The sequence below is a fragment of the Sulfurospirillum barnesii SES-3 genome (assembly GCF_000265295.1).
Lineage (GTDB): Bacteria > Campylobacterota > Campylobacteria > Campylobacterales > Sulfurospirillaceae > Sulfurospirillum > Sulfurospirillum barnesii.
On sequence record NC_018002.1, the window covers coordinates 1,650,287 to 1,665,692 of the forward strand.

The 15,406-nt window shown below is 38.2% G+C and carries 13 protein-coding genes; 1 reads left to right on the top strand and 12 read right to left on the bottom strand.

The window, feature by feature from the left end:
- Nucleotides 1-14: 14 nt before the first annotated feature.
- The 12 genes from SULBA_RS08295 to yajC are packed head-to-tail and all read right to left on the bottom strand — an operon-like array spanning nucleotide 15 to nucleotide 14,146.
- Nucleotides 15-677, bottom strand: a complete 663-nt coding sequence (locus SULBA_RS08295; protein WP_014769842.1) for a 3-methyladenine DNA glycosylase — start codon at nucleotides 675-677, stop codon at nucleotides 15-17.
- Nucleotides 670-1,476 carry a TIGR00282 family metallophosphoesterase gene (locus SULBA_RS08300; RefSeq protein WP_014769843.1) on the bottom strand — a complete coding sequence of 269 codons (807 nt, stop codon included), beginning with the start codon at nucleotides 1,474-1,476 and terminating at the stop codon, nucleotides 670-672. Before SULBA_RS08300 ends, SULBA_RS08295 begins: the two co-directional genes overlap by 8 nt.
- Entirely contained in the window at nucleotides 1,473-4,442 is a 2,970-nt protein-coding gene (gene mfd, locus SULBA_RS08305) for a transcription-repair coupling factor (RefSeq protein ID WP_014769844.1), read from the bottom strand. Before mfd ends, SULBA_RS08300 begins: the two co-directional genes overlap by 4 nt.
- Nucleotides 4,443-4,835: a bactofilin family protein gene (locus tag SULBA_RS08310; RefSeq protein ID WP_014769845.1), complete on the bottom strand. Its 393-nt coding sequence runs from the start codon at nucleotides 4,833-4,835 to the stop codon at nucleotides 4,443-4,445.
- Nucleotides 4,775-5,674 (bottom strand): peptidoglycan DD-metalloendopeptidase family protein, encoded by a 900-nt coding sequence (locus tag SULBA_RS08315; RefSeq protein WP_014769846.1) that lies wholly within the window; start codon nucleotides 5,672-5,674, stop codon nucleotides 4,775-4,777. The genes SULBA_RS08310 and SULBA_RS08315 overlap by 61 nt, the downstream gene beginning before the upstream one ends.
- Nucleotides 5,671-6,819 (bottom strand): bifunctional folylpolyglutamate synthase/dihydrofolate synthase, encoded by a 1,149-nt coding sequence (locus tag SULBA_RS08320; protein WP_014769847.1) that lies wholly within the window; start codon nucleotides 6,817-6,819, stop codon nucleotides 5,671-5,673. The genes SULBA_RS08315 and SULBA_RS08320 overlap by 4 nt, the downstream gene beginning before the upstream one ends.
- The gene (locus tag SULBA_RS08325; RefSeq protein WP_014769848.1) at nucleotides 6,819-8,363 is read right to left on the bottom strand and encodes a GGDEF domain-containing protein; all 1,545 of its coding nucleotides are present in this window, start codon (nucleotides 8,361-8,363) and stop codon (nucleotides 6,819-6,821) included. Before SULBA_RS08325 ends, SULBA_RS08320 begins: the two co-directional genes overlap by 1 nt.
- Nucleotides 8,344-8,862, bottom strand: a complete 519-nt coding sequence (lptE, locus tag SULBA_RS08330; RefSeq protein ID WP_014769849.1) for an LPS assembly lipoprotein LptE — start codon at nucleotides 8,860-8,862, stop codon at nucleotides 8,344-8,346. Before lptE ends, SULBA_RS08325 begins: the two co-directional genes overlap by 20 nt.
- 1 nt (nucleotide 8,863) lies before the next feature.
- Complete coding sequence (gene leuS, locus SULBA_RS08335; RefSeq protein WP_014769850.1) at nucleotides 8,864-11,311, bottom strand: leucine--tRNA ligase; 2,448 nt, start codon at nucleotides 11,309-11,311, stop codon at nucleotides 8,864-8,866.
- Nucleotides 11,312-11,326: 15 nt separating this feature from the next.
- Nucleotides 11,327-12,298, bottom strand: a complete 972-nt coding sequence (gene secF / locus SULBA_RS08340; protein WP_014769851.1) for a protein translocase subunit SecF — start codon at nucleotides 12,296-12,298, stop codon at nucleotides 11,327-11,329.
- Nucleotides 12,298-13,878 (bottom strand): protein translocase subunit SecD, encoded by a 1,581-nt coding sequence (gene secD / locus SULBA_RS08345; protein WP_014769852.1) that lies wholly within the window; start codon nucleotides 13,876-13,878, stop codon nucleotides 12,298-12,300. Before secD ends, secF begins: the two co-directional genes overlap by 1 nt.
- Complete coding sequence (gene yajC / locus SULBA_RS08350) at nucleotides 13,871-14,146, bottom strand: preprotein translocase subunit YajC (protein ID WP_014769853.1); 276 nt, start codon at nucleotides 14,144-14,146, stop codon at nucleotides 13,871-13,873. Before yajC ends, secD begins: the two co-directional genes overlap by 8 nt.
- On the opposite strand from yajC, the gene SULBA_RS08355 reads away from it, so the two are divergent.
- Nucleotides 14,131-15,393, top strand: coding sequence for an apolipoprotein N-acyltransferase (locus SULBA_RS08355; RefSeq protein WP_172634075.1), 1,263 nt, complete (start codon nucleotides 14,131-14,133; stop codon nucleotides 15,391-15,393). The two genes, yajC and SULBA_RS08355, sit on opposite strands and share 16 nt — an antisense overlap.
- Nucleotides 15,394-15,406: the final 13 nt, after the last annotated feature.

A 15,406-nucleotide genomic window follows, 5' to 3' on the forward strand; every position in this document is an offset into this window, starting at 1 on the left:
AATGACGTTTGAGCTTAAAGGCTCAAACTCCCTATATCCACAACCTTTCCTTTGCTGTTTTGCTTACAAAATTCTACGATTTTTCCATGAAAACGTGCATACACTTCAGCCACACTCATTTCACGTGAATAGAGTTTTTGTATTTTTTCAAAATGATGTAAAACACCCTCTTGCATCCACGCTTGCAACTCTTGATAGCTTTCAAATTCATACCCAAATCCTTTGACAAGGCGTGCAGTATAGGCATCAACCACTAAAACTTCACGCTGACACGCATAACACAAAATAGCATCTGCACTCTCTTCGCCAATTCCTTTTTGATCCAACAACCATTCACGACTGACATGCTCACAAAAAAAGTCAAAAGAGCCAAATTTATCTAATATTTGTGTAGCCAATTGATGAAGATTTTTAGCCTTTGTATGATAAAAACCTGAGGGTTGAATGGCTATAACCAATGTTTCCATTCTTAAGGTTGCTAATTTTTCCAAACTATCAACACCTAAAGATTCTAAATTTTCAATACTTTTCTCTACGTTTTCCCATTTTGATTGCTGGGTTAAAATAGCACCCACTACCACCCAAAATGTTCTCGAACGTGGCCACCAAAGCGCATCTCGTGTCGTTTTAATATACCCTTGATGTTTCAACGCCACTAAAAGCTCAAAGCTATTCATGCAGTGCCTTTGCTATTAAGCGTTCTTTATCATCAAAGATACGTACTTTAAAGGCATCCACACATCTTCCCTCTTCTATTTCCATGATGACTACTTGTAAAATCTTTTTACATTTTTTAGGTATATCCAAAGAAGCAGGTAATCCCGTAAGAAAGCGTTTGAGTGGGGCATCTTTATCCATGCCAATAATGCCATCACGAGCACCAGAAAGCCCAACATCACTCACAAAACATGTGCCATCAACCACGTGTAAATCATCGGTTCCTACATGCGTGTGTGTTCCTAAAATAGCACTCACTTTACCTTTAAGTAGATGCATCATCGCATATTTTTCAGAAGTCACTTCTGCATGAAAATCCATGATAATTGTCTTCACACCTTCATTTTCAAGCGCTTCTACTGCTTTTTGCGCACTCAAAAACGGATTTTCAACCATCGGCATTCCATAATGCCCCATAATATTAAGTACAGCAATCGTTTCATTCTTTACATGTAAAACACTCACACCCCGTCCAGGAACCCCCAAAGGGTAGTTAAGTGGCCTTAAAATAGGCAGCACCTCTAAAAGAGGAATAATCTCTTTTTTATCCCACGAATGATTTCCCCCAGTAAGAATATCCACCCCATAAGAAAAAAGTTCTTTGGCATGCTGTGAACCTAAGCCAAATCCATGACTCGCATTTTCACCATTTGCGATCACAAAATCTAATGCAAACTCTTGGCGCAATTTTCTAAGGTGTAATTCAAGCATGGAACGCCCTGGTTTTCCCACAATATCACCAATAAAACCTACCCTCATGCATGACTCCTTAAGTAGGTAAGAACCGTCGCAATAATATCATCATCATCTCTGCTACGTGATTGCAACGTCACTTTTTTCTCATCTTCATACTTAATACTAATAGTTTGCCCATAGTTAGAAATCAAAACAATTGCATGTTGTGTGGCTAAAATTTTAATTTCAATCAATTGTAAAAACTGTTTGGTCGGAACATCTAATTTCCCAAAACGATCCACCATCTCTTCTTCAATTTCCAACACATCATGAATGCTTCCACAACGACTCAAACGTCTGTAAAGCTCTAACCTCACTCTGTCTTCAGCAATGTACATATCACTGATAAAAGCACTAATAGAGAGTTTAATATCCACTTCACGAGACGCAATAGGCGTTTTACCCATTAAAGCATTAATCGCATCTTCGAGCATTTTAAGATACAAGGAATAACCAATATTTTTAAGATGCCCACTTTGCGCTTCACCCACTAAATTACCGCCACCTCTGATCTCAAGATCATGGTACGCAAGGATGGAGCCACTGCCCAGATACGAATTAGATTCAAGGGCAATGAGGCGTTTTTTAGCTGATTCTGAGAGCTCTTCTTTCTCTTTAACTAAGAAGTAGCAAAAACCTTGACGTTTACTTCGACCTACACGCCCTCGAAGTTGATGAAGATCCGCCATACCAAAGTGATCGGCTGAGTCGATAATGATCGTATTCACGTTAGGGATATGAATGCCTGATTCGATGATAGAGGTGCTTAGAAGCACATCGTACGCCTTCTCTTCAAAATGCAACATCTCTTTTTCGGTCACACTGGCACTAATTTCAGAGTGAAGCGTTAAGATGCGCAAACTAGGCATCATAGAGAGAAGCTCTTTACGTTTAGCTTCAATGGTAGCAATACGATTGTGTACAAAAAAGATTTGTCCTCCTCGTCTCATTTCACGCATGATTGCCTCTTTGATGACCTTCTCATCATACTCTTTAACAAAAGTGCGTACATCTTCTCGTTCACTAGGAGGGGTAAGAAGCTGCGAATACTGTTTAATGGAACTAAGCGCCATATTAAGACTTCGTGGAATGGGCGTTGCACTCATGGAGAGAATATGCACATTTTCTCTAAAATTTTTCAGCTTCTCTTTTTGCTTCACACCAAATTTATGCTCTTCATCCACCACCACAAGAGCAGGATTGAACAGTTCCACATCAAAAAGGGAGTGCGTTCCCACACACACCTGTAAAGCACCGCTTTTAAGCTCTTTTAAAATCACCTGTTTTTGTGCTGCTGTCGTAAAACGGTCTAATTGCGTTACCTTAATATTATATTTAGAAAAACGCTGAGAAAGGCTTTTAAAATGTTGAGAACATAAAAGCGTTGTAGGGGCAATCAGTAATGCTTGAAACCCACTGCGTACGGTTGCAAAAATAGCATTCATGGCTACTTCAGTCTTGCCAAATCCCACATCTCCACTTAAGAGCCTGTCCATCATTTTGCCGCTCTTAAAATCACTTAAAATTTCACCAATCACTCGCTTTTGATCGTCTGTGTAAACAAAACCAGCATCGGCTTCAAAATGTGCCATTTCCGTTTCATCCACATTTAGGCACAACCCATCAATCATTTCACGTTTCGCAGCAATTGCGACAATTTCACTGGCAATTTCTAAAAGTCGCTCTTTGGTTTTGGCTTTCAGTTTTTGAAAACTTCCTTTGCCCAAACGATCCACACTTACCAAAGCGCCACTCTCACCAATGTAGCGGTCTATTACATGTAAATTCTCAACAGGCAAAAGGAGTTTATCATCACCTAAATACTCAATAAGAACAAAATCTTTTGTTGCGCCTAAAACAGTGGCTTGCGTTAAGCCTTTAAATATACCAATGCCATAATTTTCATGCACCACATAATCGCCATTTTTTAACTCATCTAAGACAATGCGTGCACTTTTTCGTTTGATTTTAGTTGTCGGTTTGTTTAAAGAGAGAATCACCTCATCCGCACTCATGATATTCACAATGCGTTCACTCTGAATCCATTTTACATGTAAAGCATCCACATCCACCATACGCAGTAAAACTTCATTCTTCGCTAAAAGCGTTATCTTCTTTTTTTGATGCAGTTCTATAAAGGTTTTAATATTACTTGGAGCAATTTCACGGTACTGTTTTGACTCAGGAATCTGAACAAGAGTTCGAAGCTTTTGTGCGCTTTCCTCATCAAAAAGCGCTATCTCCTCACATTCTGCCACAGCATCCATACTCAAATATGTTTTAAATACCTCTGTATAAACCGCCCCACTTTCCCCCAAGACCCATAAACCAAGAGAGTGAATATCTTTGGTAAAGCTATCACTTTTTAAGGTATCAATTCGTCTTTGCATCTGGGTATGACGCTCTTCATCAAGAGCAAACAGTGCAGGGAAGAGTGCAAAAGACTCCACTTCATCTTTCGCACTTTTTTGACTTTCACAGTCAAAAAAACGGATACTCTCTACTTCATCATCAAAAAGACTTATTCTTAAAGCTTTATCACTATCAGGTGGAAAAATATCGATAATATCCCCACGAATAGAAATTTCACCTTTTCCTTGTACCACATCTACGGCTAAATAACCCCAATAAAACATCTCTTCACGAAAACGCTCTACATGTAAACGCATACCAAATTCGAGTGTAAACGTATGAAACAATTCAGCTTTGGGTAAAGGTGTTAACAAGGTTCGAAGAGGTGCGATAAGAATTTTTTTAGAAGAAGCATCCTGATAAAAAGCATGAAGTACACGTAAAAGCTCCACCATTTCTTCATGAAAAGAGAGTAAATCATCGCCTTCATTGGCTCTTAAATCAGGTAAAACATAACTTTTTTTTCCACAATAAAGGGCAACCTCGGAGGCGAGAAATGCCTCCTTATCCCCTTTGACACCTAAAAGCTGAAAATCATTTTTTGTTTGTAAAAATTCATAAAAGGCAGCTTGTAACAATTAATCCCTTTGCTCTTCATAGGTTAATGTTTGCATGCTCTCAGTTTTAATTTTACTCTCACCCTCAAAAATTGCTTTGGCTTCAATCACCAGCTCTTTTGAGAACACTTTACCCAAAAACTTACCCCCCTCAAGCACTTCCACATTTTCACAATCGGCATTGCCTTCAAATAGACCATTCACAATCAAACGACTGGCATGAATCTCCCCTGAGATACATCCTTGCTTTCCAATCGTTACAATACTATCAGAGAGTACTTTTCCAATAATCTCACCGTCTACATGTAAACGTGTCTGGCACTTAAAAACACCCTCAACCTTAGCACCACTGGCTATGATAGTGGTTTCAGAAGCGGGGATTGTGCATTGATCAGCTTTATTAAAGATTCCCATGTGACTCTTTTCTCCTTTGTAAAGATTTCCATAAAATTAGCGCCATTCCACTTAACAAATGGCTCAGGGTCTAACGTTCTACCAATAAACCTTATTTCATAATGTAAATGAGGACCTGTAGACATTCCAGTATTTCCAGAATAGGCAATCACATCCCCTTTTCGAACAAATTGCCCCTCTTTGACAATGGCTTTATTTTGCAAATGCGCATAATAGCTTTCAAAACCATAATTGTGACTCAATGAAACGACATTTCCATACCCACTGTTTTGTTGGTATTTTATAAATTTAACAACACCATCCGCAGGTGCTAATATCGGGGTACCATTGGGAGCTCTAAAATCAAGCCCTGTGTGAAACTCTTTACGCTTTAGAATTGGATTTTCTCTCCATCCAAACTTAGAAGAGACTCCATTATGTGCCAGCACTTCACCACTAGGGATATTATCAAAAAACGTCTTTTGTTGCAAAATATTAAGGTCTAACTCTTCTAAGCGTATATCCACGCTCTCCTCGTCATTGGTACGTAAACCAATGAGTTCTTCCATTGTTCCAATTTTATCACGTATCTCTTCATATTCTTGTGCTTTTTCAGAAATTTTTGCTTGAAGCTCCTCATTTTGTGCCACCAAAACATTGCGCTCTTTGACCGCACTTTCTCTTTTTTCTTCCAAATTTGACAGCTCTTTGGTTAAAAAAAGAATCACAAAACTGCCCACCAAAATAACAAGTGCCACAAAAAGCGTAAAATAGAGTAAAAACTTTTTAATCAACTGGTGCAATAAAAAATGGCGAGAACCGTGTACATCTGAAATAGTAATGGTAAATTTATCTTTCACTTCATTCCTCTCAAAAAGGCTTCAACAACCGAAAAAGAGCCAAAAACCAAATACTCTTTTCCTTCTTCTATCCCATAAAAAGGAGCACAATCAATCCCTAACGTATGTGCAACTACTTCAATATCTTGTTTCAATGCCGCTCTAGGGCTTTGAATATCAATAAGAAATAGTACGTCTATAATGGGTTTTAGCAGTGTTAAAATAGCCACAAAATCCTTATCTTTATAACTGTTATAGACCAAACAAATCTTTTTCCCTGCAAAGCGTTGTACTAAAGCTTCTGCTGCCATACTATTATGCCCCACATCAATGGTCACATTGGGAAGAATTTTTTGGCATCGCCCTTTTAAAACCGTTTCAACCTTTAGAGTTGAGATACTATCATAGCCTAGTACTCTTAATGCACAATAAGCAGTTTTAAAATTTTCTTTTAAAAACACTGGCAAAGCACCAAAAGTCACATCATTTTCTCTATCTAAGAGACTCTTTTCATCAAAAAATTTTTCAACCTCATACACTGAATACCCACACAGTTTGCTTCTTTTATGCGCAATCAAAGCAACTTCTGGTGCATATTGTTTGGCCAAAACCATTTCATTGCACACACTGTTAATTTTTGTTTGTGCAATCGCTTCAATATCCTCTCCCAAAAAAGCTTGATGGTCTAGCCCAATAGGCGTTACAATAGAGAGCACTTTTGGAAAAACATTTGTAGCATCGTATTCTCCTCCAAGCCCTGCTTCTAGAACAACATAGTCACACTGCTTTGAAAAAATGACCATTGCTAAAAAGGTGGTGTACTCAAAATAAGAAAGTGCTGCCGCCACATCAGGGGCGAGGTATGATAAAAGGGTTTGGTGTGCTGCCTCAAGAACATGATCTTTAACATCATGCCCATCAAGCCAAATACGTTCATTAAATTTCAAAATATGAGGAGAAGTATAATGCCCTACATGTAATCCATTTTCGTGCAACATTGTTGCTAAAAAACGCCCTGTTGTTCCCTTACCATTTGTTCCAACAATGTGAATAATTTTAGGAAGATTTAAAAAAGAACGTATGCTCTCATACGCTTTTGGCATGCGCTCATAATCAATCACGTCATAATAAAGAGGTTTTGTGTCTAAAAAAGCTTCTACTAACATCAAAGTATAGGCATCACTCTATTTCTACCCGCCTCTTTTGCTTTATACAAAAAGGCATCAGCCGCACTTAAGGTCTCTTCTTTGGTTGCATGCATAGAGCGTTGAGACACCCCACAACTCACCGTAACATTAATACGCTCATTTTTATAAAGAAACTTAAACTGTTCTACAATGGTACGAATTTTATCGGCGAAATGAATACCATGCCCTAAATCGGTGCTTGGCAAAATCACTAAAAACTCTTCGCCTCCAAAACGTCCCACAAAATCAACCTGACGAATATACTTGCGTAAAATTTTGCCAACCGTAGAGAGAATCACATCACCCGCTTCATGCCCATACGTGTCATTGACCATTTTAAAATGGTCTATATCAATAAAACAGAGGGTATAATCAATTTTGTACCGCATAAAGGCATCATCCACACGTCCAAGCTCCGTACTTAAAGCACGTTTTGTTGCCACATGTGTTAAAAAATCGACTCGAACTTCTTGTTTTGCAGCCACCAACGCAGATTCGAGTTTATTCACACGATTTTGTAACTTAACAATGGTCTCTTGATTACTCAACATCTTATCGTTTAAGCTTTTTGTCTCATTTTCCAAAGATAATGCAATATGTAAGAGTTTTGCATGCACTGTTTCAAAACTATCATGCGAAAAATTAATTTTTTGTAAATCCGCTTTAATCACTTTGCCTTGCTCGTGACTTACCTGACTGCTTTCAATCAATTCAACAATTTTTTTGTTAATTTCATCCAATATTTTGTCTAAAACGGAGACCTTTTGTTGCACCTCTGCTTTATCAAGTTCAATGCGTTTACCAATCAATCCACGAATCTCTTTTTGAAGCGCAGGTGTTCCTAGTGCATCGGGAGATTGACGAAGTTCAGAGCTAATACTTGCCAACTCATCATTCATACCAGATGCGATAGAGGGTGCTAGTGAAGCAATAATTAAGGGAACCAACCCTTTGTAAAGCTCCCCACTGGTGTCTTTATCTAAAATTTTTAAAATATCTTTAACCATGTTTTCAAGATCATCTTTACTCACATGCCCGTACATATCTAACTTTTTAAGATACGCATCATTATAATGGGAGATAAAATCGAACCATTTCTCTTTCACTAACTCAATAGACTGAAGGTTTTGATGAAAATCAATACGCTCTAGCGAAGCATTTGCCAAGCTGGTAGCTTTAGCATCGTGTAAAAGAGTGATGGCTTGTAAAAGACGTTTTGCAAGAAGATTGAGGGCATTGATCATTTTCGTGGCATCTCCCTCATTCACACGATTCACCCGTGCTACCAAAAAGGAAAGTAAATCATCTAACGAAGCAATACTAAAGCGTTTCATATCCGCAAGTACACTTGCCTCTAATTTTTTTGTGTATTTATCAACCTTTTGACAATCCTCAACAATCACCCCTTTTTGCTTTGCAACTTTACAAAAAACAGCTGAATAATTATCCGGAGTTAAATTAAGGTGTTCTGCTTTAACCCGTTCTAATGCCTCTTTAATAATTTCATTGATGGTTGTTGCCATTACGGAGTCCTTTAATAGCAATTTTAGAGACGAATTCATCTAAAGAATCTGCAGCAGCTGAGCGAATCGCTTCAAAGCGGTTCGAATCAGAAATAACACTGTTGGATTCAATAGAGAAGTCATACTCCCCAGAAACATTTAGTTTTTCAACTTTTTTATTCGCATCTTCATACTCAATGGCTAAGACAACCGTTGTTTTATAAGCAATAACATACCCATAAATATCATACACAATCGGTGAAAAGGAGATGGAACCTATCTTTACATGTAAAATACTATCCGCTTCTTCTTTACTTACCAATTTTGCACTAAAACGACTCACCACGGCTTCATTAACAGCATCTTTAATCAACACACTGTTTCTTGGATCTTTCCTAGAGATACTCACATCTGCGTAAATTTTATCTCCTAATGCCCTTTTTGCGTAATACGATGAGGGTTTATACCCACATCCACTGATAAAAAGAGCTATCAAGAATCCAAGAAATAGTTGTTTCATTTTACTTTACCACCAAATTAATCAATTTATTAGGGACATAAATTTCTTTAATAAGTTCACTTCCCTCTAACCACTTTGCAACACTCTCTTTACCCAGCCTCAGTGCTTCTTCTTTTGAAATAGACGTTTCTACCTCAATTTCTGTGCGTTTCTTACCATTCACCGTTACAGCGAGTATCATACTCTCTTCTACAAAAACTTCTTCTTTGATTGCAATGGGTGAAAAATTCGCACACCCAAACAGTGTTTCACTCATTTCCCAACATACATGAGGAACAATAGGTTCTAAAATATTCAGAAGCACAAAATAGCCTTCACTCCACACAGTCGCATCATTTTGATCGCTTAGAGCATTTAGGGCTTCCATACACGCCGCAATCAGTGTATTAAAAGTATATCCACCCTCAAAAATTTCATTCGATTTTTTCAACGCTTCATAGACTTTTTTACGAGCATATTTTGACTCTTTAGAAAGTGTTGCATGGTTAATGTTAGGAATTTCTTTACATGTAAAGGCATTTTCAGCTTTTTGTGCAAAGCGTTTTAAGAAACGAAATGCTCCTTCAACCGCACTGTCATTCCACTCCAACTCTTTTTGCGGAGGTGCTGCAAATAAAATAAACAGACGTGCCGTATCCGCTCCATAGGTTTTAATAATCGCATCAGGATCAACGGTGTTGCCTTTACTTTTACTCATTTTAGAGCCATCTTTTAAGACCATACCTTGTGTTAAAAGATTGGCAAACGGCTCATCGGTATTAACATAGCCTAAATCACGAAGCACTTTGGTGAAAAAGCGTGCGTACAAAAGGTGTAAAATCGCATGTTCAATGCCACCAATGTATTGATCCACGTTCATCCAATAATTAGCACTCGCTTTATCAAACGGCACGTCATGCCATAACGATGGATCTGTGGTATACCGTAAAAAATACCAACTGGATTGAAAGAACGTGTCCATCGTATCGGTTTCACGAATGGCATTGTCTCCACAACACGGACACGTGGTATATTTCCATGTAAGATGTTTATCTAAAGGATTTCCTTCCCCCTTAATTTCAACATCTTCAGGCAATGCCACAGGAAGATTTTCAAACTTCTCAGGTACTAATCCACATTTAGGACAATGTATCATAGGAATAGGTGCACCCCAATAACGCTGACGACTAATTCCCCAATCTCGTAATTTATAGTTAATGACTTTTGTACCCATTTTCTGTGCTTCAAAATGAGCAATAATTGCTTTTTGTGCCTCTTTAGATGCAAGACCACTAAAGTAAGCAGAGTTAACAAGTTTACCGTATTCAGTCGTTGCGCACGTACCATCAAAAGGCGTGCTACTCTCAATGCTTTGAATAATGGGTAAATTATATTTGTTTGCAAATTCAAAATCTCTCTCATCGTGTGCAGGAACCGCCATAACAGCACCCCCACCGTATTCGATTAAGACAAAGTTTGCCACCCACACAGGCACATTCTTACCTGTCAGTGGGTGAATCACATTGATTTCCAAGCTCACACCCTCTTTAGGGGCTTGTGCGCGCTCCCTTGCTCCCACACTTTGCATCTTTTTAATCTGCGCAATCTTTTCTTCACTTAAAAGCTTATGCTCAATTAAATACTTAACAATCGCATGTTCAGGCGCTAAAGCAGAATAACTCACGCCATAAATGGTATCAGGACGTGTGGTAAAAACCTTATAACTCTCAAATTGATGAGCAAGTTTTGCTTTGGATTCTGCACTTAAGCTAAATGAAAACTCTAAGCCTTCACTGCGTCCAATCCAATTCTCCTGCATGGTAAGCACTTGATTTGGCCAACCCGCTTTGAGCTTTTCACAATCATCCAGTAATTCTTGTGCATACTGCGTAATTTTGAGGTAGTAACCAGGTAAAAGGCGTTGTTCAACAGGATTATCACACCTCCAACAACACCCCTCTTCGACTTGTTCATTGGCAAGAACGGTTTGACACGTATTACACCAGTTAAGGGTTGCACTTTTTTGATACACTAATCCCTTGTTAAACATCTCAATAAAAATACGTTGTTCATGTTTGGTATAGAGCACATCGCTAGCAGCAAACTCTCTTTTTTTAGAAAAAGAGAGCCCCAAAGAGGCAAGTTCTTTGCGCATATAGTCAATGTTTTCATACGTCCATTTTTTAGGATGTACCCCATGCTTAATCGCTGCATTTTCAGCAGGCATACCAAAACTATCCCACCCAATGGGATGAAGCACATTAAAACCATGTTTGCGATGATGTCTAGCAATGGCATCCCCAATGGTGTAGTTACGCACGTGCCCCATATGAATTCGCCCACTAGGATACGGGAACATACTTAAAATATATTTTTTAGCTTGTATAAAATCACTTGAGGGCTCAAATGCCTGCGTTTCATCCCACTGTTTTTGCCATTTGCTTTCAATTTCTAAAGGATTGTATTGCATCGTCTCTCCATCTAATTAAACCGTGCCTTTTTCATACATCGCACGCATTTTCTCTTTTTCAATTCTGTTTTTCTCTTTTAAAGCTTCTTTATTTTTATACTCCGCAATATCAAAACCTAACCATCTTAACAGGGGTGCTGCTATAAAAACAGAGCTGTACGTTCCAACAAAAACACCAAACAAAAGGGTAAAACTAAAGCCATGAATAATCTCTCCACCAAACAAGAAGAGCGTTAAAACAACAAATAAAACCGTCAATGAGGTCAATGTCGTTCGTGAAAGGGTTTGAGAAACTGCATGATTAATAGTTTCAAAAAGGTTCAATTGTTTTGAACTTCGAATGTCTTCTCGAATACGATCAAAAACAATAATGGTATCGTTAATGGAATACCCTATCAGCGTAAGCATTGCAGCCAAAACATCTAAGCTTATCTCAATTTTAAAAAGAATAATAGCTCCCAATGTAATACTGACATCGTGAACTAACGCAAGAATAGATGCAATGGCAAAACGCCATTCAAAACGAAAAGCGATGTAAATCAAAATGGCTAAAATACACATAAGCGTTGCCATGAGACCTTTTTCACGAAGCTCGCTTCCCACTTTTGGCCCTACCATGTCCACTTTTCGAATATCAAAGTTCCCTGTTCCTTGAAGCAATTCACGTACTTTATCACCCACATCATGACTCACACTCTCCGCAGTACTGGCAAAACGAATAACAATTTCCTCGGGTGAGCCAAATTCCGTAATCAAAGCATTCGCAAACATTTTATCGCTTGAGATTTGCTCCCTGATTTTATCAAGAGGTGCTTTTTGATCATACTTGACTTGCACTAAAGTTCCACCTGCAAAGTCAATACCATAACTTAAGCCTTTTGTCGCCAAAAGTCCATATGAGGCAACAATAAAACACAATGAGACAATGATAAAAAACTTACTCTTCGCCATTAAATTATAAACTCTATTCTTTGAGAAAAACTCCATTAATGACTCCTTTTCATGCCAAACCAAAACATCAAATTTTTACTTTTTTCAATGTAAGGCATAATGTATTGGTAAATTCCATGTGTTCCTAAAATCGCAGTCAGCATCGAAACCAAAATACCAATACTTAAACTCACCGCAAATCCCTTCACAGGACCTGTTCCATACATATACAAAATAATAGCCGTAATCAGCGAGGTTAAGTTACTATCCACGATGGCACTCATGGCGTTATCATAGCCTTTTTCAATGGCTTGTTTAACCCCAACACCTGAACGCAACAATTCACGAATACGCTCACAAATAATAACATTGGCATCCACAGCAATACCAATAATCAAAACAATACCTGCCATACCAGGTAAGGTGAGTGTCGCACCAAAAAGTGCCATGATGGCAATCAATAAAAAGAGATTAACCACAAGCGCAATATTCGCAATAATTCCTGCCATACGGTAGTAAAACACCATAAAGCCAACAACCAGACTAAAACCAGAAATCAGAGCAATTAAACTGGCTTGAATACTATCTGCCCCTAACGAGGGTCCAATACTTCGTTTTTCAAGCAAGGTAACAGGGGCTAATAATGCGCCACTTCGAAGTGCAATTGCAACATCGTGCGCTTCTTTTACGCTAAAAGCACCACTGATTTGCCCACTTCCTCCTCCAATACGCTCACGAATATTAGGCGCTGAATAGACTTTATTATCCAAAACAATGGCAAGACGATTGCCAATATTATTGGCTGTAAAATCACCAAAAATTTTTGCACCCTCAGAATTAAGGGTAAAGTTAATGACAGGCTGATGGGTTTCACTAAAAGCTACTTTTGCATCGCTTAACATACTTCCATCAAGCACAGGAATCTCTTTTAATACATAGCGAATGGTGTCACTTTTAGCATCGCTTAAAATCACATCCCCGTATTGTGCTGCTTCACTTGGGCTCATTGTATTCGCACGGTCTTGTTTTTTTTCATCCACTGCCATGAGTTGTAAATGCGCTGCTTTTGCAATTAATTCGCGCGCTCTTTGCTCATCTTCAGCCGTTTTAATACCAGGAAGCTCTACTAAGATTTTATCTTCACCTTGTTTAGCAACATTGGGTTCTGCTAACCCAAACTGATCCAAACGATTACGGATGGTTTCTACCGCTTGTGAAATGGCGTACTCTTTAATTAAAACTTTCTCATTTTCATCTAACGTAAGCGTATAGAAAAGCGCTTCTTTGTTTACATGTAAACCGCTAATTTCTTTGAGCATGGCATCGAGTTTTTTCTCTTCATCTTTGTCCAAAAGGGTGAGGGTGATTTTCTCTTCTGCAATACGAAGATCATCAATGATAATATCACCTCTTTGGGCAAAAAATTTAATACTAGAGGCAATAGATTTGATTTTCGACTGAATGGCTTCTTCGGTTTTAACACCTAAGAGCATATGAAGACCGCCTTGAAGATCAAGACCGAGTGATACTTTAGCGCCTTTTTGCGTTTGCAAGAGAGTAGGCATTGACATACCCACTCCAAAAATAATCGCAATAAAAAAGATCACTAAACGGTAATTAAATCGACCACTATTCATCAATTTTCTTTGAAATATAATCGCGTGAAACTTTAACAATAACCCCATCATCATTAAGCTTAACTTTGATAGAATCCTCCTCAGGTTTTACAACTTCGCAGATTAATCCACCATTGGTAATGACTTTATCACCTTTTTTAAGGGCATCAATCATCTCTTTGTGTTTTTTAACCTGTTTTTGTTGCGGCCTAATCACAAGAAAATAAAAAATTGCGAAAAGAACAACGAGTGGAAGTAAAGACGAAATTAAACTTGCAGAACCTTGCATGGAAATCCTTTGTAAAAAAAATTTTTGATATTTATTTTACCCGTATTTATATAATAAAAGCCTTTGTTATCGCCCTCTTCCTTTGTGCCTTTATCTACCTCTCTTATTTTGAAATACACTCTTTAGCCCTAAATACACTCTTTGCACTTCTTGGCTTTTATTTCCTTTTAGGGGAAAATCGTGTGGTGTGGTTTTGGTGTGGTTTTTTTACAGGACTTTTATGGTTTTACTGGATTAGTTTTAGTTTTGTCTATTATGATTTAGCCTTTTTGATTCCCCTTATTATCTTAGGCATTGCCCTCGTTTACGGAGTTCTTTTTTGGCTTATTGCAAAAATGAGTGCTTCTCTTTACATTCAAACACCCTTACTTTTTGGTCTAAGTTTTATAGACCCTTTTGGCTTTAATTGGCTTAAACTGCCTCTTATTTTACTTGATACCTATTTTTCAACCACCCCTCTTGCGTTTGCATCATTCTTAATCGCACTTAGTCTCTTCAAAGCATTTCCAAAAGCCTATAAAGCCATCGCACTTGCTCCATTATGCCTTGCTATAGCGTGGCAAACCCCTGCTCCAATCACACCACCACTGCTTGATGTTGCACTCCCTAGCATCCACATTCCTCAATCTCAGCGTTGGGACAGTGCCTATCAACAAGAGGCAATTGATGTGAATTTTGCTTTGATTAAAGAAGCCATTGCACACAATAAAGAGCTAATTATTTTGCCTGAAACTGCCTTTCCACTCTACCTCAATCGTGCTCCAAAACTGATTGAAGCACTCAAATCTTATTCTCACTCTATTGCTATTGTCACAGGCGCTTTAACCTATGAAGAGAATCAAGGCTTTTTTAATTCATCCTATTTTTTTGATAAAGGGGAAATGCATATTGCCCATAAAATTGTTCTTGTTCCCTTTGGCGAAGAGGTACCTTTTCCTGCATTCATTGTCAAACTGGTAAATCAACTCTTTTTTGATGGGGCTCAAGATTATCAAAAAGCAAAAGTACCTCATGATTTTATGATTAAAGAGATGCCTTTTAGAAGTGCCATTTGTTTTGAAGCAACCACAGATACACTTTTTGAGGGAAATCCTAAGCAGATGATAGCCATCAGTAACAATGCATGGTTTAGCCCATCTATTGAACAAACCTTACAACATTTACTGCTTCGCTACTATGCAAAAAAATATCAAACGGTGATTTATCACAGTGCCAACAGTGGCAAAAGCGGGATTATTTTACCGTAAAGATGAGCGCTAC

Bases quoted from the DNA above. Each gene is read 5' to 3' on its own strand.
- SULBA_RS08295 (WP_014769842.1), bottom strand. From the start codon at position 677: ATGAATAGCTTTGAGCTTTTAGTGGCGTTGAAACATCAAGGGTATATT.
- SULBA_RS08300 (WP_014769843.1), bottom strand. From the start codon at position 1,476: ATGAGGGTAGGTTTTATTGGTGATATTGTGGGAAAACCAGGGCGTTCC.
- SULBA_RS08310 (WP_014769845.1), bottom strand. From the start codon at position 4,835: ATGGGAATCTTTAATAAAGCTGATCAATGCACAATCCCCGCTTCTGAA.
- SULBA_RS08320 (WP_014769847.1), bottom strand. From the start codon at position 6,819: ATGTTAGTAGAAGCTTTTTTAGACACAAAACCTCTTTATTATGACGTG.
- SULBA_RS08325 (WP_014769848.1), bottom strand. From the start codon at position 8,363: ATGGCAACAACCATCAATGAAATTATTAAAGAGGCATTAGAACGGGTT.
- lptE (WP_014769849.1), bottom strand. From the start codon at position 8,862: ATGAAACAACTATTTCTTGGATTCTTGATAGCTCTTTTTATCAGTGGA.
- leuS (WP_014769850.1), bottom strand. From the start codon at position 11,311: ATGCAATACAATCCTTTAGAAATTGAAAGCAAATGGCAAAAACAGTGG.
- secF (WP_014769851.1), bottom strand. From the start codon at position 12,298: ATGGAGTTTTTCTCAAAGAATAGAGTTTATAATTTAATGGCGAAGAGT.
- secD (WP_014769852.1), bottom strand. From the start codon at position 13,878: ATGAATAGTGGTCGATTTAATTACCGTTTAGTGATCTTTTTTATTGCG.
- yajC (WP_014769853.1), bottom strand. From the start codon at position 14,146: ATGCAAGGTTCTGCAAGTTTAATTTCGTCTTTACTTCCACTCGTTGTT.